Genomic DNA, 19,558 nt, shown 5'->3' with positions numbered 1-19,558 from the left:
AATTAAATTTGTAACATTGCCTTCAAACAGCAGTCTTATATAAATAATTTTAAAGATCTAAGAATCATTTATGAAAAAGAAAATATTGCAATTTGCATTAATAGCATTTGTTCTTTTTGCTCAAAATAACTTTGCACAAGAGCTTTACATGCCAAGAAATATTAAAAAAGCTTATGCAGAGGGAACACGTTCTAAAGACGGAAAACCAGGAGTAAACTATTGGCAGAATCACGGAAAATACAACATGGAGATTTCAGTTGATCCGAAAACGAGATTGGTCAGCGGAACAGAAACCATTATTTATGAAAATAATAGCAAGGATACTTTAAAAAGTATTGCTATTCGTTTTGTAAATAACCTTCACAAACCTTCTTCGCCTCGTGGTAGTGGCGTTAGCAACGATTTTTTAAGCGACGGATTAACGATTACTTCATTAAAAATAGAAAATGAGGTCTATAAAGAAGACGCTAAAAATTGGGGAACTGTAGAAAGTGTAAAACTGAAAAAACCGATTTTGCCTCATTCAAAAACAGTTTTAAATATTCAGTGGAATTACCCTTTGTCTAAAGAAAGCGGAAGAGAAGGGCAAATTGACGAAACAACTTTTTTTGTGGCTTACAGTTATCCAAGAGTTTCTGTTTATGATGATTATAATGGCTGGGATAAATTGCCTCATACAGATCGTCAGGAATTTTATAATGACTTTAATGACTACGTTTTCTCTGTAAAAGCACCTAAAAATTATGTTGTTTATGCGACGGGAGATTTATTAAATCCAGACGAAGTTTTACAGCCAGAATTTGCAGCGCGTTTAAAGAAATCTTATACAACAGATGAAATTCTTCATATCGCTAATGAACAAGAAATGAAAGACGGCGTTGTGACTAAACAATACGATTGGAATGTCTGGAAATTTGAAGCTAAAAATATTTCTGATGTATGTTTTGGTTTAAGCGATCATTATTTGTGGGATGCTAGCAGTGTTGTGGTTGATAAAAAGACAAATCGTCGTGCAAGTGTTCAGGCAGCTTATGATGTAAAAGGATTAGATTTCGTAAACTCTGTAAAAAACAATCAATATGCTTTAGATTGGTTTTCAAATAATTGGCCAGGAGTTCCTTATCCATTTTCAAAAATGACAGCTTTTCAAGGTTTCGCAGATATGGAATATCCAATGATGTGTAACGACTCGGAAATGGGAGATGCTGTTTTTGCACAATTGGTTCAAGATCATGAAGTTGCTCATACTTATTTTCCTTTTTACATGGGAATTAACGAAACTCGTTATGCATTTATGGATGAAGGTTGGGCAACGACTTTCGAATATCTAATCGCAATTGCAGAGCGTGGTAAAGAATCAGCAGATAAATTTTATAAGGACTTTAGAGTAAGCCATTATATCTACGATCGCTCTTCAGAACAAGACCAGCCTATTATAACAATGTCTACGCAGGTTTCTGGAGCTGGTTATGGAAATAACTCATACGGAAAAGCTTCTCTTTCTTATTTGGCTTTGAAAGATATGTTAGGAGATGATTTGTTTAAAAAAGCTTTGCACGCTTATATGGACACATGGAATGGAAAACACCCAATTCCGTGGGATTATTTCAATTCCTTTAATGCAACAACAGGAAAGAATTTAAATTGGTTTTTCAACAATTGGTTTTTTACCAATAACTATTTAGATATCGCTGTCAAAGGTATTTCTGCAGATAAGAAAATTATAACTGTAGAAAACATTGGAGGTTTTGCAATTCCTTTTGATGTAATTATTACTTATGCTGACAAATCGAAAGTAACACTTCATCAGACGCCAGCAATTTGGGAGAAAAATCAAAAAACGGCAAAAATAGTTTTGAAAAGCACTAAAAAAATTGATCAAATCCAACTTGACGGAGGTATTTTTATGGATGCAACGCCAGAAAACAATGTTTTAAATGTTAAATAACTAAGTAATTTTTACACTATATCTAAAAATGTCTCTTTATTATTACATAAAGAGACATTTTTTATTTTGAATGAATAAAAATATTACAAATTATGGAAAACCGTAAAGAAGTTTTTGCAAAAAAGACTATGTTTGTAAAATAATAAAAAACCTACAAATTTTTGAATGAAAAATACATTTGCTCTTATTGTTTTATTGGCTGCCGCTCAATTATATGGGCAGAATGATCAGAAAACTGTTTTTCAAAAAAACAAATACGAATTAGCCATTTCGTATTACAAAAAATCGGATTTTGTGAAAGCTATTGATTTATTTTCGTTAGTTGCAAAGATTAAACCTGAAAATGAAATAGGAAAAGAAGCAGCTAAAAAGGTTGATACTTTACGTGATGTTTTGAGAAAGGAAATTTTGGATCAAGCTGTAGGAACTTGGAAAAAATCAGGTAATCAGCCAGTCTGGTCAAATGCAGCTGTTAGTAATCAATCTGCAGTTGAAGAAATTATAGAAATTAAAGAAGATACTATTTCGTTTTATGAAGTAGATAAAAAGACTCAAACGAGAAAACTTATTAAAAAAGAAAATTTGATTTATAATGATGCTAATAGTACAGTGTCTTTATTTTCAGAAATTGTACTTTCTGATGGAACAATTTGGAATTGCAGTATTAATGAAAAAGCAAATGTATTGCATGTAATTAACGTTGCAGTTAAAACCAAAGAAGGAATAGAAAAAATAAAAAGTGATAACGAAGAAAGTTACTACGTTAAGATCTAAAAAAAGGGAATCAAATGATTCCCTTTTTTATGAATTGTATTTTACAAGAATTTAAACCCGAGTGACAAGTTTGTTACGCCTGTTTTAACTTCACCGCCAGAAGAATCAATATCAGTTAAACCTGCAAGATATCGCACGTCAAATGTCAATCTCCAGACATCAACTCCAACTCCTCCAAGTACACTGTGATTATTTCTTTCTATTGCGATAGAATTGAGATTATTACTGGTACTAATGTCTGAATAATTCTTCCAGTTGTACCCAGCAAAGATTCTTACATTACCAGCTTTTCCTAATGGAATAATTTTAAGTCCAGCAATTAAGGTAGCATCTGTTCCAGCCAATTTAAATTCTGTTTCTCCAACGCCATCTTGGTAAACACTGAAATTCGTTTTTGCATAGCCAAATTCGCCTTGAGCGTAAAAAAGCGCAAGATTTAATCTGGCAAAAGCCGCAAAACCGATTCCAGTATTGGTATGATCAGAACTGAAATTATCTGTATTGACAGAAGTAATATTGGTTGAAACTTGAGGGCCAATTTGTATTAACTGCGCAAAACCATTTGCACAAATACATAAAAATACTGCTAAAAAGAATTTTCTCATAACCGAATTTATTTGATTTTGGTGATATAAAAATACTCATAATAGATTTAAATTGAATGATTTGTCTGATTTATTTTTGTGTAAAGTTTTGAAAGTGAGTTTGATGCAGTTTTTTATTTTGCTTTTCTAATTTCCATCAAAATGAATTAATTTTGACTCACTTGAAATAATTTACAATGGAAATAAAAGCAATTAAAGCATCAGATACTTGGCAGATTAGGCATGAAGTAATGTGGCCAGATCAGCCTTTTGAGTTTGTGCAGCTCGAAGAAGATAATTCTGGATTGCATTATGGTGTTTTTGAAGACAATCAATTAGTCTCAATTGTTTCTTGTTTTATTGTAAATGATGAGATGCAGTTTAGAAAATTAGCGACTTTACATGCTTATCAAGGAAGAGGAATTGCATCTGAATTATTGAACTATATTTTTAAATCTGCGAAAGAAAAAGGAGTGAAAAAAATCTGGTGCAATGCTAGAACAGAGAAGAAGCAATTCTATGAAAAGTTCGGAATGATCGATACAGGAAGTTCTTTTGTCAAAGCGGGACAGGAATTTACTATTATGGAAAATGTATTTAAGTGATTGATATTTAATATTTTGGTCTTTTTTTAAGCATTTTAAATCATTGATTTAAATTGAAAACGTTTTCGTAAAAAAAGCAATGTTAAGACTTTCTTATTTTATTTTTTATATTATAATCTTTTACTACTTTCGCACCCAAATGAGAAAGTTAATAGTATTTTTAGTATTCATGAATATGCTTCTGTTCGGCGGAGGCCAATATCTTAATGCAAATACTTTTGGCTTACCTCAACACCATAATCTTGAAAAGAAACATCGAGTTAAATTCACCAGTCAAGATCGAGGATCTTCAATTATAGAAGATGCAGACGTTGATATTGAAGAAGATCTTCTAGGAAGTGATGATGTTGATGGACTTACGAATAAATTTTTTGCAACAACTTACAGTTTAGTAGACCATTTGTATCTGACACTATCAGATCAATCTGTTGTAAATGATTCCAATCGTTTTAAAATTTCTACACCCGTTTTCGGGCATTCAAATCCTTTATACATTACTCAACGCGTATTAAGAATTTGATTTTAAAGTATACATCGGTTGCCTGAGTTGCGATCTGCATATCTTGTTGATGTATATTATTTCTTTACTTCCACTTATATGAAAATTGAGGTCAAGCTAGGGCTTTCAGGTGTCTAACCATCTTTAAGGAATCTATGTATTCCAAGCATTCAATCGCTTAATTTCCATTTTAAAATCATGAAAAGAATTATCTTGTTCACAGGCTTTATGGCCTTGGTGTGCTTAACCAGTTGCGCAGAAAAAAAAGAAGAAAAAGAAGAAGCGGAAAAGTTTACAGTAACAAATCCGATAAAAATTGACACTTCATTTACAAAAGACTATGTTTCTCAGATTAGATCTGTTCGAAATATCGAAATCCGTGCCCAGGAAAAAGGGTTTTTACAAAATATTTATGTTGATGAAGGACAGTTTGTAAAAGCTGGACAACTTTTATTTAGAATTATGCCGAATATGTATCAGGCAGAATTACTAAAAGCTCAAGCTGAACAAAAATCAGCTGAAATCGAATTACAAAATGCTAAATTATTGGCAGACAAAAATATCGTTTCTAGAAACGAACTTAGTGTAGCTCAAGCAAAATTGCAATCTGCAAAAGCTGAGGTTTCATTAGCAAAACTACATTTATCATTCACAGAAATCAAAGCTCCTTTTGACGGAACAATTGATAGAATTCCATTAAAACTAGGAAGTCTTATCGACGAAGGCGAATTATTGACAAGCCTTTCAGACAATAGTCAGATGTTTGCTTATTTCAATGTTTCTGAGCCAGAATATCTTCAATATGAAACTAATATTAAAGACAGAGCAGATAATAAAGTTGCTTTAGTATTAGCTAACGGAGATACTTTTAAAGACAAAGGAAATGTTGAAGTTATCGAAAGTGAATTTAACAATGAAACTGGAAATATCGCTTTCAGAGCAAGATTCCCTAACTCAGGAAAATTACTTAGAAATGGTGAAACAGGACAAGTTCAAATGAACGTTCCTCTTAAAAACGCTATTGTAATTCCACAAAAAGCGACTTACGAAATTCAAGATAAAAAATATGTTTTTGTAGTAAGTAAAGACAATAAAGTAAGTTCTAGAGAAATTACAATTACGGGCGAAATCCCTGATTTGTATGTAATCAAAACTGGTCTTACAGAAAATGATAAAATCTTGCTTGAAGGAGTTCAGAAAGTAAAAGAAAACGACAAAATTAAATTTGAGTACGAATCTCCTAAAGAGGTAATCAATCATTTACGTTTAAAAGCAGAATAGGTTTACTGGGTTTTAATCATTAAAAAATACAAAAATGTTTAATAAATTTATACAAAGACCTGTTCTGTCGATAGTAATATCGCTGATAATTGTCTTTTTGGGAATCTTATCGGTATTAAACTTACCAATTACCCAATTCCCTACAATTTCACCACCAATGGTGAACGTTACCGCAGATTATCCAGGATCTAATGGTGAATTGATGATTAAGGCGGTTGTTATTCCTTTGGAAAGAGCCTTAAACGGAGTTCCAGGAATGAAATATATGGCTTCTGATGCAGGAAATGACGGTGAAGCTACAATCAAAGTGGTATTTAACTTAGGAACAGATCCAAATCAAGCTGCAATTAACGTTCAAAACCGTGTGGCTTCGGTTACCAATAAACTTCCTCCATTAGTAATTAGAGAAGGTATTAAAATTACACGAGAAGTACCGAGTATGTTGATGTACGTGAACCTTTACAGTACAGACAAAAATACCGATATGAAATTCTTGTATAACTATGCTGATATCAACGTACTTTCGGAGTTAAAAAGGGTAAACGGTATTGGTTCTGGAGATATCTTAGGAACACGTGAATATGCAATGCGTATCTGGTTGAAGCCAGACCGTATGTTGGCTTATAAAATTTCGGCTGATGAGATAATGGAAGCATTATCTAGTCAGAGTTTGGAGGCTTCTCCAGGTAAAACAGGGGAAAGTTCTGGTAAACGTTCTCAAGCATTTGAGTACGTATTGAAATATTCTGGACGTTTTACAACAAAAGAACAATACGAGAATATCGTAGTAAAAGCAAATCCAAATGGAGAGCTTTTAAGATTAAAAGATGTTGCCAAAGTTGAATTTGGAAGCTCGATGTATGATATCTATTCGAATTTGAATGGAAGACCATCTGCGGCTATTGTATTGAAACAGTCTTTTGGAAGTAACGCGAATCAAGTTATCGAAGAAGTAAAAGCAAAACTGGAAAAAATTAAACAGAGATTTCCAAAAGGAATGGATTACGAAATTTCGTATGATGTTTCTAAATTCCTTGATGCTTCTATCGAGAAAGTAATCCACACTTTAGTAGAAGCCTTTATTCTGGTAGGTTTAGTAGTATTCCTTTTCTTAGGAGATTGGCGTTCTACGGTAATTCCAGCAATTGCGGTTCCAGTTTCTTTGGTTGGAACATTCATATTTATGACATTCTTCGATATTTCGTTGAACTTAATTACATTATTCGCCTTAGTATTGGCAATTGGAGTCGTGGTCGATGACGCGATTGTGGTTATCGAAGCCGTCCATGCCAAGATGGAAGAAGAACATCTCTCGCCATTTAAAGCAACTAAAAAAGCAATGCACGAAATTGCAGGAGCTATTGTTGCAATTACATTCTTAATGGCTGCGGTATTTATTCCGGTTGCGTTTATGTCTGGTCCAGTAGGGGTGTTTTACAGACAGTTCTCTGTAACTATGGCAACAGCTATTATACTTTCGGGTGTAGTTGCTTTAACGTTGACTCCAGCGCTTTGTGCGATGATGTTGAAAAACAATCATGGGCAACCTAAAAAGAAAACTCCTGCAAATAGATTTATTGATGCTTTTAACGAAAAGTTCAATTTAGCACAAGGTAAATATCAAAATGTATTGGCAAAAATTGTTAACAGACGAGTAGTTACAATTGTTTCTCTTCTTGTTTTCTGTGCTGGTACATGGATTATCAGTAGTAGTGTTCCTTCTGGATTTATTCCGAATGAGGATCAGGGAATGTTCTATGCCGTTATTCAGACACCGCCAGGTTCATCTTTAGAGAGAACTAATAATATTGCAGAGCGCGTTCAGAAAATTGCTGAAGATATCGACGGAGTGAAATCTGTTTCTTCTTTAGCTGGTTATGAGATTCTGTCTGAAGGTACTGGAGCAAACTCAGGAACTTGTTTGGTTAACCTTAAAGATTGGAGCGAAAGAAAAGAATCTGTGCTTGAGATTATGCATGAAATGGAGGAAAAATGTAAAGATATTACAGGTGCGAATATCGAGTTTTTCCAACCGCCTGCTGTACCAGGATATGGTGCTGCTGGAGGATTTGAGCTTCGTTTATTAGATAAAACGGGTTCTGTAGATTATAAGAGAATGGAGCAGGTAAATAATGATTTTGTGGCCGAATTAAACAAACAGCCAGAATTAACAAACGTATTTAGTTTTTACAGCTCTAGTTTTCCTCAATATATGATGAAAGTCGATAATGATTTGGCACAGCAAAAAGGCGTTTCGATTGAAAATGCTATGAATACTTTGTCAACTCTTGTGGGAAGTAACTACGAAATCAGTTTCATTAAATTTGGTATCAACTACAAAGTAATTGTTCAAGCTTCGCCAGAATATCGTGCACAGCCTGATGATATCTTGAAATTGTATGTAAAAAATGATCGTGATGAAATGGTGCCTTTTTCTGCTTTTATGAAGTTAGAAAAAGTGTACGGACTTTCAGAAATTACACGTCATAATATGTATACCTCAACACAAATCAGTGGTTCTCCAGCGGCGGGTTATAGTTCTGGTACTGCAATTAAAGTAATTCAGAAAATTGCTGCCGAAAAATTACCAAGAGGATATGACATTGACTGGGCAGGTATTTCTGCCGATGAGGTGGCACAAGGAAATCAAGCAATCTGGGTATTCTTGATCTGTTTAGGATTCGTTTACTTGGTATTAGCTGCTCAATACGAAAGTTTTATTCTTCCGTTGTCAGTAATTTTTTCTTTGCCAGCGGGTATTTTTGGAGCTTTCTTTTTATTAAAATTAACTGGATTAGAAAACAATATTTATGCTCAGGTTGCAATGGTAATGCTTATCGGATTATTAGGTAAAAATGCCGTTTTGATCGTAGAGTTTGCCATTCAAAGACATGCTGCAGGTATGACTGTTTTACAATCTGCAATGGAAGGTGCGAAAGCAAGGTTCCGTCCAATTTTGATGACTTCATTTGCCTTTATCGCTGGTTTATTACCTCTTGCTTTTGCAACTGGTCCAGGTAAAATTGGTAACAGAACGATTGGAACTGCAGCAGCTGGAGGTATGCTTATCGGAACAATCTGCGGAGTATTTGTAATTCCAGGTTTGTATTACATTTTTGGTAAAATCGCCGAAAAACACAAACTGGTAAAACATGAAGAAGAGAATCCATTAACAGAAGAAATTGATAACAATCATGTCTAAAATAAAATTATATCAATACAGTATTGCATTGAGCTTATGTCTTGCCGTGGCAGGATGTAAAGCTCCTGCGCCTGAAACTGCAAGCACAAGCACTCCGGTTCCCGAAGGATTTGGTGCCGAAAAACCGCAGGATACAACCAATATGTCTGCTCTAAAATGGAAAGATTTCTTTAAAGATCAAAATCTTGTAGAGCTGATTGATATTGCGTTAAAAAACAATCAGGAACTAAATATGACTTTGCAGGAAATCGAAATTGCAAAGAATGATATTCGTGTTCGAAAAGGAGCTTTATTGCCAACTGTAGGAGTTCGTGCAGGAGCAGGAATAGAAAAAGTGGGTAGATACACAAGTCAAGGTGCGGGTGATGCTACAACTGAAATTAAACCGGGAGTTGAAACACCAGATCCGTTGCCAGATTATACAATTGCCGCTTACGCGAATTGGGAAGTAGATATCTGGAAAAAACTGCGTAATTCTAAAAAAGCAGCAGTAAACAGATATTTAGCAACTGTTGAAGGTAAAAACTTCGTTGTTACAAATCTTATTGCAGAAATCGCTGATTCATATTATGAATTATTGGCTTTAGACAGTCAGCTTGAAATTGTAAGACAAACTATTGAATTACAAAGTAACGCTTTAGAAATTGTAAAAATTCAAAAGCAAGCGGCTAGAGCAACAGAATTAGGAGTTCAGAAATTCCAAGCAGAAGTTTTAACTTCAAAAAGTTTAGAGTTTGATATTCTTCAGAAAATTAAAGAAAACGAAAATAAAATCAACTTTTTGTTAGGACGTTATCCTCAGGATATAAAAAGAGACAAAACCAATTTTACAGATTTGCTTCCAGCAGTTGTAAATTCTGGAGTTCCATCTCAATTGCTGATGAACCGTCCAGATGTTAAACAAGCAGAATTGGAATTGGTAGCAGCAAAATTAGATGTAAAAGTAGCTCGTGCAGAATTTTATCCTTCATTGGACATTTCAGCTGCTTTTGGAGTTCAAGCTTTTAAACCATCATATTTGTTTACGTTCCCAGAATCATTGTTGTATTCTTTAGCAGGAGATCTTGCAGCGCCATTAATCAATAGAAATGCAATTAAAGCCGAATTTTCTAGCGCCAATGCAAGACAGCTTCAGGCATTATACAATTACGATAAAACGATTTTAAATGCTTATTTAGAAGTTTCAACGCAGCTTTCTAAAATCGAAAATCTTCAAAAAGGTTACGATTTAAAATCACAGCAAGTTGACGCTTTAAATAAATCTATCGATGTTTCGAATGATTTGTTTAAATCGGCTAGAGTAGACTATTTTGAAGTTTTGATGACTCAACGAGATGCATTAGAAGCTAAATTGGAATTAGTGGATACTAAAAAAGAACAATTAAATGCTGCAGTCCATGTTTACAGAGACTTGGGCGGCGGATGGAAATAATATTGCCACTTAATTTGTAGATAAAAAGCCTTTCGGGAGTAAAATCCTGAAAGGCTTTTTTTTATCTTGGAATTACGATTTTTGCTTTAAAACCTTTATCTGGTTCTGTTTCAAATTCAATTGTTCCTTTGACGGTCTCAATATGGCTCTCCATATTTCGAAGACCATTTTTTGAAATAGCCGTTTTTTCACAGCCTATCCCATTATCCGTATAGTTTATGAAGATTGATTTTTTGTCGCTTTCAAATTTTATCACAACAAGATAGGCCTTACTGTGTTTTTTCATATTCACCATTAATTCCTGTAAAACGCGTCCAATAGTGATCTTTTTTATGTTATCAATTGTTTCCCAGTTTACACTTTCTAAATTAGTGGTTATAATATTTCTTTCGTTGGTATTATAAGCCGAAAGCATTTCTTTTATGCTTTTAATAAAACCTGTTCCAATTTCTACTTTATTGTTTTCTTTAGAAATTTCTCTCACACGACCGTAAATATCATCCAATTTCTGGAGCAGATTTTCTTTTGTATTTTCTTTAGGTAATGGCAATGATTCCGCAAAAGCAATTACTTGGAAAACATCATTGGCAAGTTCGTCATGAATTTTTTTAGCAATTCGGGTTTCGGTATCGTACGAACTTTTAAATTCGATTGCCTTGTTTTTATTTTTATAATAACGGATTAAAAGCGCTATTAAAATCATTAAAAAGACAAAAACAATTACAAATACAATCCGCATATATTTGGCTCTTTGTAAGGATAAAAGATTTTCTGTTTTTTCCAAACGAAGTTTTTCGTTTTCATCTTTCTCCTTTTTAGCATCATATTTAATTTTGGCAGATTTATTTTTGAAATTATTTCTAACCTTAATAAGACTGTCATTTAGCGTAAAGTAATGCTGTATGTATTTGTTAGTATTTGGAGTGTTATCATTAGAAATTAAAATTTGTAGTGCTTCCAATCTTTCTTCAACACTATTTAGTTTTGTAGCAATAGTGTAAGCGGCAAGAGCATTTTCATCTGATTTTTGAGCATCTCTTTTTGAATAATAATCGGCAAGGTGAAGATAACTTTCAATACTGCTATAATTGTCCTTAATTTCATTTTTTAACAACAAACCTTGATTCATTGAATCAAATCCTTTTTGATGCATTCCATTCTTAAAGTACGCATAACCTAAATTGTCCAGTATTCTCGCTTTAGAACTTGCATTAGATTTTTTCTCTATAAACTTTTGACTTAAAAGAAATTCTAAAAGAGTAATTGCGGCATTATATTTTTTTTGTTGCATATAAACAACCGCAATATTACTTAGAGGAGAATGACTGTCTTCCAGATTTTTAGAACCTTTAATCGATTCTTTGTAGTAAAAAATGGCATCATCATAAAGGGAAAGTTCTTTGTCAGCAATGCCTAAGCTATTATTTATGGAACTTATATGATTTTCAAATGTTTTAGCATAGGGTATAGCTTCGGTTACTGTTTCTTTACTGCCGTAATAGTCTCCGTTAATTTGCTGTATATCTGACATCCGAATAAGCACGTACGAAATATTGGGGCTGTCTTTTACAATTTCAAAAAGTTCTTTGGATTTGTTAAACTGATAAAAAGCAGTATTAAGATTTTGCTTTTCAAAATTTATATCTGCCGTATCTCGTAAACTGAGCGCTTCTTTTTTTATAGATTCGATATTAGGATCAATTCTCTTTTTTTCTTTACAGGAAAAAAGAGAAATAAGCATAATAAAATAAAAAAGTTGGGCGCGCAACATATAGATTTACTTTTTCCGAAAAGTAGCAATTAATTAAACTCTTTTCTAAAAATTTGAAGAAAAAGGCTTTTGTTTATTTAGGAATTACAATTTTAGCTTTAAAACCTTTGTCTGGTTCAGTATCAAATTCTATAGTTCCTTTGACCGTCTCGATACGACTCTCCATGTTTTGAAGGCCATTTTTTGAAATAGCCGTTTTTTCACAGCCAATTCCGTTATCTGTGTAATTTATGAAGATTGATTTTGCATCACTTTCAAATTTTATTATAACAAGACTGGCTTTACTGTGTTTTTTCATATTCACCATTAATTCCTGTAAAACGCGTCCAATAGTGATCTTTTTTATCTCATCAATTGTTTCCCAGTGTACACTTTCTAAATTAGTACTCATAATATTTCTTTCGCTGGTATTATAAGCCGAAAGCATTTCTTTTATGCTTTTAATAAAACCTGTTCCAACTTCTACTTTATTATTTTCTTTAGAAATTCCTCTCACACGACCGTAAATATCATCTAATTTCTGGAGCAGATTTTCTTTGGTATTTTCTACAGCTAATGGCTGTGATTCGGCAAAAGCAATTACTTGAAAAACATCATTGGCAAGTTCATCATGGATCTTTTTAGCAATTCGGGTTTCGGTATCGTACGAACTTTTAAATTCGATTGCCTTATTCTTATTTTTATAATAACGAATTAAAATTGCAATTAAAATCACTAAAAAGATAAAAACAATTACAAATACTATTCGCATATATTTTGCCTTTTGTAAGGATAAAAGATTTTCTGCTTTTTCCAGACGAAGTTTTTCGTTTTCGTCTTTTTCTTTTTTAGAATCGTATTTTATTTTAGCAGATTTATTTTTAAAGTTATTTCGAACTTTAATAATACTGTCATTTAGAGTAAAATATTTTTGTGTATAGTTGGGAGTATTAGAACTGTTATCATTTGAAATTAAAATCTGTAGGGCTTCAAGTCTTTCATCTACACTATTAAGTTTTGTAGCAGCTTTGTACGCTAAAAGAGCGTTTTCGTCTGATTTCTTTGCGTTTTTTTTAGAATAATAATCAGCAAGGTGAAGATAACTTTCAATGCTTCCATAAGTATCCTTAGTATCAATTCTGATTTGGAGGCCTTCAGTCATTAATTGGAATCCTTTTTCATTCATTCCCTTTTTAAAATAAGCATATCCTAAGTTATCTAAAAGTATAGATTTATCACTTGGTATAGCTTTGTCTTTTAATTGTTTGCTTGAAAGAGATTTTAAAAGAGAATCTAAGATATGAATTGCTTCAACGTATTTTTTTTGTTGAGTATATACAACCGCAATATTTTGTAGAGGACCATGTTTATAGAGTGGATCCGTATATTCATCTGCTGCTTTTTTATAGTAAAAAATTGCATCATCATAAAGAGAAAGTTCTTTGTCTGCGATGCCCAAATAATTATTTGCGCTAGCAGAATAAACTTCTTTTTTAATATACGGCAATGCTTCGGTAATTATTTCTTTACTACCATAATAATCTCCATTTCTTTGATGAATTTCTGCAATTCTAATAAGTATGTACGAGATATTGACACTGTCCTTTATGACTTCAAAAAGTGCTTTTGATTTATTGAATTGATAAAACGATGTGTTGAAGTCTTGTTTGTCAAAACTTTCAATAGCCTTATCTCGCAAAATGATCGCCTCTTTTTCTATAGATTCTTTCTTAGGATTAACAGGCTTTTTCTCTTCGCAGGAGAAAAGAAAAAGAGTTATAATAAAATAGAAAAACGGGGACCGTAACATACAAATTTACTTTCCCCGAAAATAACAATTAATTAGATACTAAAAATATATTTTTAGCTTATGGTTTTATTGGTGGTGGTGTGCTTCCTTTGTCACCAGGACCATCAGGATTTGGATCACCAGCTTGTAAAGGCTTTTTAACCTTTTCAATTTTTTTGACTGGTTGTGTCTCGTACTCATCAGGAGTACAAGAAAATATCGTGAATATTAACGCAAAAGCGATAAAAAGTATTAGTTTTTTCATTTTAATTTAATTTAGAAATTAGACATAGGTATTGCTGTCCGGGAATTATCCAGATCTTGGAATTGCGATACCAAAATTGATTTTTGGGGAAGTCGTGTGTAGAACTGTAAGACGTAATTTATACTTCCCGAATAAACTCGGTCTTACGGTTTTCCACAATGATAATTAGAACTAGTTTTTTATTTTTGTTTTAGTCTGCAGACAAAACTGGTACTAATTTCTTATGCAAAGTAAAGGCGCTTTTAGAGCACTGTTGATAAGGGATTCCCGGAATTCCTGCATTTTCCTAAGATTCCCATGAATTCCCGAGAATTCCTAATACAACAAATCAGGAAAGGCCTAACTTTTTTATTAAATGTTATTTAATTCTAAATAAATCTCTATTATAAATAGATGCAATAAGTCCGACAAAAGTTGGTTGCGAACCCTTAAAAAAAATATATAAATAATATAGATTTGGAACAAAAATTGAAATGCTGATATGGATCTTATAGCAGAGGTCAAAAATAAAGGCATAGAAAAAAATTGTTTCGGTGAAAAATGAAAATAAAGAGTCAAATGAAGTTCTTAAAAAAGGCAAAATGATTAATACATTAGAAGAATATAAAAAGTCGATTAAAATTAAATACGAGATCGAAAAAGAAGGACAATACTTTGATTATTTATACAGTCCCTCTCGCGGGAAACTTCGCGATTTGTGCTGGCTTATTTTTGAAAATGAGCCAACTCAAGACGATTTGAATGTTTTTAGAAATTTGTTTTGCTTAGATTTTGACCATACCAAAAAAAAACAAGTTTAAGGAGCAAAAAGATAAATTCAGACCGATTGAGACTTTTTTCAAAAACGAAACTGACCCACACAACATTGACGCGATAAATCTTGCGGCAATTATGGTCGATTTTCAGCCGCGGCCTTTTAAAAATTTCGATAAAAAATATAGAATTGTTGAAGCAAAACAGCTTGAAAGTAAGGCAGACGTGAAGCCAAGTGTTGAAGTCAGACATGAAAGCATAGAATTTAAGAGTTTTGTGGAAAATGAAAATGAAGAGTCGAAAGAAGTTCCTAAAAAAGGAAATCTTTTATTTGATTTGGCAGATGAATTTTCTAAAAAAATAGCTCAGAAAATACAGCCCGAAAAAATAATTACGGTTGCAGTTGGTGCAGTTGTGCTTGTTTCTTCTGCGTGTTTAAACTTGGTGAAGAAAAAAGAATAGAAATAAATTCTAAATGATTTTGGATTGCATTTTCAAAAATAAAATGCTGGAAGAGATAAAAAGAATAATTTTTTGAAGAGTAATTTTGGCATTTAAAAAGTTCGTTTTTCGGCATATATTTACTGTTATTTAGATAATAAAGATAAGAAAAAAAATCCGTAAAACCTACTAAAAATCAATAAATTAATGAATTTTTTAGTCTTTTTTTTGACCTTTTTTTGAAAAATTTCTTTACTCAAACTTGATAAATTTTGAAGTAGAAAATGAACTTTCGAAACAGCCAAATTGTAATAAAATTATTTATATTTATCGAACATTAAATAGATTTTTGATTTTCTAATAACTATCCGTTTTAAAACCTCTTTTATGAAAAAGCTTCTCTTACTTTTAATCGTTTTATGCACTTTTAGCTGTAAAAAATATGTTGTCTCTTTTGAACAGCCAACGAATATGGAACTTGATAAGTTGAAACTAGAAGTATTTCTGGATAAAAAGAAAGTTCAAGACATTAATTTAAATGCAACAGAAGAATTGCCAACTTATGAAACAATAGATCTTTCAATATCTGATGAGGGAAAACATCTGCTTCAGGTTAAAGCAAAAGACACGACTTTTAGCTATGATATAAAATATCCGGAAGAAAAATATATTATGGTGACAACTCACTTAAAAAGCAATGGAAAAATCCATGTTGGAATCTTAAAACAGAATTACAAATTTAGATTTCAATAAGACTGTTTTTTAACTGCAAAGACCGCAAACGAAAAACGCAAAGTTCGTAAAGCTATAGAAAAAGCTTTGCGAACTTTGCGTTTATAAAAGTAGCTGTTAAACCAGATGTTCTTTGCGGTTAAGTTATTAAGATAGAAAATCTTTAAACCATAATCCAGAATTTTTAATGGTTCTTTTCTGTGTTTCAAAATCCACGTGAATTAAGCCAAATCTCGCATTGTAACCTTCGGCCCATTCAAAGTTATCAGTAAGACTCCATACAAAATAGCCTTCGACATTTAATCCGTCGTTTTTGGCTTTTAAAATCTGTTCCAAATGATCTTGAATATAATGCGTTCGCTTTATATCATAAACTTTTCCATTTGTAACCGTATCTGGAAAAGCAGCTCCGTTTTCGGTAATAATGATTTTTCGAATTCCTTCGTATTCATTAAATTTTTTCAGAACATGATAGAGTGCAGGCGGATAAACTTCCCAACCCATTTCGGTTGAGATTACATTTCTTTTTTCGGCGCTTACCAATTCAGCACCAATATACGGAATGAGCATTGCTGATTTTACAATTTCTCTTGTATAACATTGTAATCCAATGAAATCGAAATCAAAATTAAGATTGTTTAAATCGTCTTCTAAAATATATGAATTAAGCTTTTTAAGAACCGGAAGATCTTGCTGCGGATAACCTAATCCTAAAATGGGTTCAATAAAAGTTCTATTTAGTAAAGTATCTACACGTTTTGCGGCTTCAATATCTTTCTGGCTGTCGGTTGCTGGTTCTATATGTGTACACGAAAATGTCGTACCAATATTGGCTTGCGGAATCCGATTTCGAATTATTTTGGCGCCTGCCGCAGTTGCTAAAGTAACATGATGCATGGCTTTCAGGTAATTGGTAATTCCTTTTTTGCCAGGCGCGTGAATGCCTAAAAAATAACCAGCTCCCGTAAAAACAGAAGGTTCATTGATTACCATCCAATTTTTTACGCGATCACCAAAATACTGTACGCAAACTTCAACATATTCTTTAAACCAAGAAACCGATTCGCGACTTGTCCATCCGCCTTTTAATTCCAGTTCGTGCGGTAAATCCCAATGATAAAGTGTAATCCAGGGTTCGATTCCAGAAGCAAGCAATGAATCTATAATTTTGTTGTAATAATCGATTCCTGCCTGATTTATAGGATGCACACCAGTTGGCATAATTCTAGGCCAGCTGATGGAAAATCTAAAATTCGGAATATTCAATTCGCGTATTAGATCAATATCATCCTGATAAGAGTTGTAGAAATCGCAGGCAGTTATGGCATGATGACCGTTTTTTATTTTTCCTTTTTGAGAAGTAAAAACATCCCAAATAGAAGAACCTTTTCCGTCTGAATCATGCGCACCTTCAATTTGGAAAGCAGCGGTTGATACACCCCACAAGAAATCTTCACCAAATTGGTTTTTGTTCAGAAATGAGCTTTCAGTTTTATTCATTCAATCGTACTTTCCTTTATTTTTAAACTATTTATTAATGTAGGAAAGAAGATTGCATAGCTCTTAGAAAAAGCCATTCTTTGAAAGAAACTAGAAAATTTAGATTAAATAATTTCATGACGATTAGTTTTATATCAAATTAAACAAACTAATGTGAAATTATTGTAAAGTGATTATTATCAAATGATTAAATATGAAAATGGGAAGATGTTTAATCTTCCCATCCGCAAAGTGTTAAACCATAACTTTGAGCTTCTTTAAGAGATGTTTTTACAACTCCGTGACTGCAGGAACTTAAACCGCGACAGTTTTCATTATAATGATATTTCTTTGCGCCTTTTGGCCCGCAGATATATACATTTGTTTCTGGCGGACTGAAAGAAGTTAAAAAGATAAAAAGTAGAGGTAAAATATATTTCATGGAAAAATTTTATTTAACGATTAACTGATATTCATTTCCATTTTTGTCAAGAGCTTTTAGTTTTCCATTCGAAACCCATTCGGTATTGATTTCTAGTTCAGGAATGCTGTCGGTTTTTAAAATTCCAGCTCCATATTTTCCTTGTGTATTGATATTGCCAAAAACCGAATCGCCTTTGATGTTTATTCCTTTTACATCATAATTGTATTCGTAATTACCGGGATGTCCAGTTCGATATTCATATTTGTAAGTCGTATTAACATGATATGTTTTGGCTTCTTCCGGCGTAATAGTTTTTCGATCTTCTGCCTGAATTACGGGTTTGTAAAATGAATTTACTTGCGGTAATGGAGGCGGAGCGCTAGCTTTTTTACAGGAAAATAAAAAGAATATTAAAAGTAAAATAGAGTAGTTTTTTTGCATAGGCGATGTGGTTTTAGTTAGAGTTAGAAGCTTATTTGGTTGCGATAAATCTAATTAGAATTAAATTCTTCAAAGTGAGTACTTATACGGGATTTAATTCTGTTTCATAAAGAGCTGCAGTTTCTAATAATTCTTTTTCGTATTGATAGATGTCATCAATTGAAGATATTGCGATTTTAGCTTCGCTTTTGTTATTATTGAAAAGACTTATATATTTTTTTCCACCATTTAAGTGAAGTCTGCATAGAGGTTTACGATTATTATCGTCTAATAATATTCCGAAATAAGACTGTGTATCGCGATATACTATTCTGCTAATTGGCAATTTTCGGCGTAAAATGGCAACCACAATACGATAACCATCTAATTCTTCTTCGGTTGTTACGACTTTATTGTCATCTTCAAGAGAAATAATTTCTTCATCTTGTTGCTTAATAGTTTCTTTGCTTAAAGCGGCATTCAAACGATCGTTAATTTTGTCATTAATGAATTGATTTACCGATTTTTGAACTAAATCTTTAAATTCTTCTACAACTTTTTCTGTAAGCCTGCCAGTGTAAACTTTGTTGGCAAAAAGTTTTGTAAATTCATTAGATGGGTTTTCTAGTTCTGTACTTATCTGTTTTTTTATTTCTTTAATATATTTTAAAGAACTGGCATTGCTTACAATATTGTCAACGTCAAAATTTGCTTTGTGGAATTTTGCAATTTCGTTTATTGTATTTTCTTTCAGATTACAGATATCAAATTCCAAAAAAGGCTTTTCATCCATTTTATTTTGATCATCTAAATCGGTAAAGAATTGATAATTTATTCCGTTTGTTAAAAGAGCAAATCGGGTTTTTGTAACATGAAAGTAACGGAATAATTGGGAATTATGAACCGTAAGTTTTTCTTTCCAGCTTTTGCATTCCACAATTATTATAGGTTCTCCATTTTGGAAAATAGCATAATCTACTTTTTCGCCTTTTTTTAATCCAAGATCTGCGGTAAATTCAGGAACTACTTCAAGCGGATTAAATGCATCGTATCCCAAAATATTTATAAAAGGTAATACAAAAGCATGCTTAGTAGACTCTTCTGTTTCAATTTTACTTTTCAGCTGATTTATTTTATCTGCTAACGATTTTAGTTGAATATTCATTTCCATAGGTTTAGA

General features: G+C 32.6%; 18 protein-coding genes. 10 read left to right on the top strand and 8 right to left on the bottom strand.

Translation table 11 applies throughout. The annotated features are described in order from the left end of the window. Positions 1-70: 70 nt before the first annotated feature. The gene (locus tag DM444_RS17210; protein WP_111288870.1) at positions 71-1,948 is read left to right on the top strand and encodes a M1 family metallopeptidase; all 1,878 of its coding nucleotides are present in this window, start codon (positions 71-73) and stop codon (positions 1,946-1,948) included. Positions 1,949-2,113: 165 nt separating this feature from the next. After that, complete coding sequence (locus DM444_RS17205) at positions 2,114-2,722, top strand: hypothetical protein (protein WP_111288868.1); 609 nt, start codon at positions 2,114-2,116, stop codon at positions 2,720-2,722. A gap of 41 nt (positions 2,723-2,763) precedes the next feature. Here DM444_RS17205 and DM444_RS17200 read toward each other — a convergent pair whose 3' ends face one another. Then, entirely contained in the window at positions 2,764-3,327 is a 564-nt protein-coding gene (locus DM444_RS17200) for an outer membrane beta-barrel protein (protein WP_111288866.1), read from the bottom strand. A gap of 176 nt (positions 3,328-3,503) precedes the next feature. On the opposite strand from DM444_RS17200, the gene DM444_RS17195 reads away from it, so the two are divergent. The 5 genes from DM444_RS17195 (at position 3,504) to DM444_RS17175 (ending at position 10,325) form a co-directional block, all read left to right on the top strand. After that, entirely contained in the window at positions 3,504-3,911 is a 408-nt protein-coding gene (locus DM444_RS17195; protein WP_111288864.1) for a GNAT family N-acetyltransferase, read from the top strand. Positions 3,912-4,050: 139 nt separating this feature from the next. Beyond that, on the top strand, positions 4,051-4,431 hold the full coding sequence (locus DM444_RS17190; RefSeq protein ID WP_111288862.1) for a hypothetical protein: 381 nt from the start codon (positions 4,051-4,053) through the stop codon (positions 4,429-4,431). A 177-nt stretch (positions 4,432-4,608) separates the two neighbouring features. Continuing rightward, the gene (locus tag DM444_RS17185) at positions 4,609-5,691 is read left to right on the top strand and encodes an efflux RND transporter periplasmic adaptor subunit (RefSeq protein WP_111288860.1); all 1,083 of its coding nucleotides are present in this window, start codon (positions 4,609-4,611) and stop codon (positions 5,689-5,691) included. A gap of 34 nt (positions 5,692-5,725) precedes the next feature. Next, positions 5,726-8,893, top strand: a complete 3,168-nt coding sequence (locus tag DM444_RS17180; protein WP_111288858.1) for an efflux RND transporter permease subunit — start codon at positions 5,726-5,728, stop codon at positions 8,891-8,893. Beyond that, complete coding sequence (locus DM444_RS17175) at positions 8,886-10,325, top strand: TolC family protein (protein ID WP_162614990.1); 1,440 nt, start codon at positions 8,886-8,888, stop codon at positions 10,323-10,325. The genes DM444_RS17180 and DM444_RS17175 overlap by 8 nt, the downstream gene beginning before the upstream one ends. Positions 10,326-10,386: 61 nt before the next feature. Here DM444_RS17175 and DM444_RS17170 read toward each other — a convergent pair whose 3' ends face one another. The 3 genes from DM444_RS17170 to DM444_RS17160 all read right to left on the bottom strand — a co-directional run bounded on the left by DM444_RS17170 (position 10,387) and on the right by DM444_RS17160 (position 14,129). Next, positions 10,387-12,066 carry a tetratricopeptide repeat-containing sensor histidine kinase gene (locus DM444_RS17170; protein ID WP_239455707.1) on the bottom strand — a complete coding sequence of 560 codons (1,680 nt, stop codon included), beginning with the start codon at positions 12,064-12,066 and terminating at the stop codon, positions 10,387-10,389. 103 nt (positions 12,067-12,169) lie between these two features. Further along, positions 12,170-13,885 carry a tetratricopeptide repeat-containing sensor histidine kinase gene (locus DM444_RS17165; RefSeq protein ID WP_111288854.1) on the bottom strand — a complete coding sequence of 572 codons (1,716 nt, stop codon included), beginning with the start codon at positions 13,883-13,885 and terminating at the stop codon, positions 12,170-12,172. Positions 13,886-13,943: 58 nt separating this feature from the next. Then, complete coding sequence (locus DM444_RS17160) at positions 13,944-14,129, bottom strand: hypothetical protein (protein ID WP_111288852.1); 186 nt, start codon at positions 14,127-14,129, stop codon at positions 13,944-13,946. 581 nt (positions 14,130-14,710) lie between these two features. Between DM444_RS17160 and DM444_RS23900 the strand changes: the two genes are divergently transcribed. The 3 genes from DM444_RS23900 to DM444_RS17150 all read left to right on the top strand — a co-directional run bounded on the left by DM444_RS23900 (position 14,711) and on the right by DM444_RS17150 (position 16,076). Beyond that, positions 14,711-14,929 (top strand): hypothetical protein, encoded by a 219-nt coding sequence (locus tag DM444_RS23900; RefSeq protein ID WP_239455706.1) that lies wholly within the window; start codon positions 14,711-14,713, stop codon positions 14,927-14,929. Further along, positions 14,901-15,344, top strand: a complete 444-nt coding sequence (locus DM444_RS17155) for a hypothetical protein (protein ID WP_239455704.1) — start codon at positions 14,901-14,903, stop codon at positions 15,342-15,344. Before DM444_RS23900 ends, DM444_RS17155 begins: the two co-directional genes overlap by 29 nt. 366 nt (positions 15,345-15,710) lie before the next feature. Further along, positions 15,711-16,076: a hypothetical protein gene (locus DM444_RS17150; protein ID WP_111288850.1), complete on the top strand. Its 366-nt coding sequence runs from the start codon at positions 15,711-15,713 to the stop codon at positions 16,074-16,076. Positions 16,077-16,202: 126 nt separating this feature from the next. Here DM444_RS17150 and DM444_RS17145 read toward each other — a convergent pair whose 3' ends face one another. The 4 genes from DM444_RS17145 to DM444_RS17130 all read right to left on the bottom strand — a co-directional run bounded on the left by DM444_RS17145 (position 16,203) and on the right by DM444_RS17130 (position 19,549). Then, a complete protein-coding gene (locus DM444_RS17145) occupies positions 16,203-17,555 on the bottom strand; it encodes a GH1 family beta-glucosidase (RefSeq protein WP_111288848.1) in 1,353 nt (450 codons plus the stop codon). A 211-nt stretch (positions 17,556-17,766) separates the two neighbouring features. Next, entirely contained in the window at positions 17,767-17,976 is a 210-nt protein-coding gene (locus DM444_RS17140; protein ID WP_111288846.1) for a hypothetical protein, read from the bottom strand. 9 nt (positions 17,977-17,985) lie between these two features. Continuing rightward, positions 17,986-18,399: a hypothetical protein gene (locus DM444_RS17135; protein WP_111288844.1), complete on the bottom strand. Its 414-nt coding sequence runs from the start codon at positions 18,397-18,399 to the stop codon at positions 17,986-17,988. Positions 18,400-18,481: 82 nt separating this feature from the next. After that, on the bottom strand, positions 18,482-19,549 hold the full coding sequence (locus DM444_RS17130; protein ID WP_111288842.1) for a type I restriction endonuclease: 1,068 nt from the start codon (positions 19,547-19,549) through the stop codon (positions 18,482-18,484). Between the last annotated feature and the right edge of the window lie 9 nt (positions 19,550-19,558).

The organism is Flavobacterium ginsenosidimutans, assembly GCF_003254625.1.
GTDB lineage: Bacteria > Bacteroidota > Bacteroidia > Flavobacteriales > Flavobacteriaceae > Flavobacterium > Flavobacterium ginsenosidimutans.
Note: the sequence above shows the minus strand (reverse complement) of the source record. Positions and strands in the feature narration are given on the sequence as shown.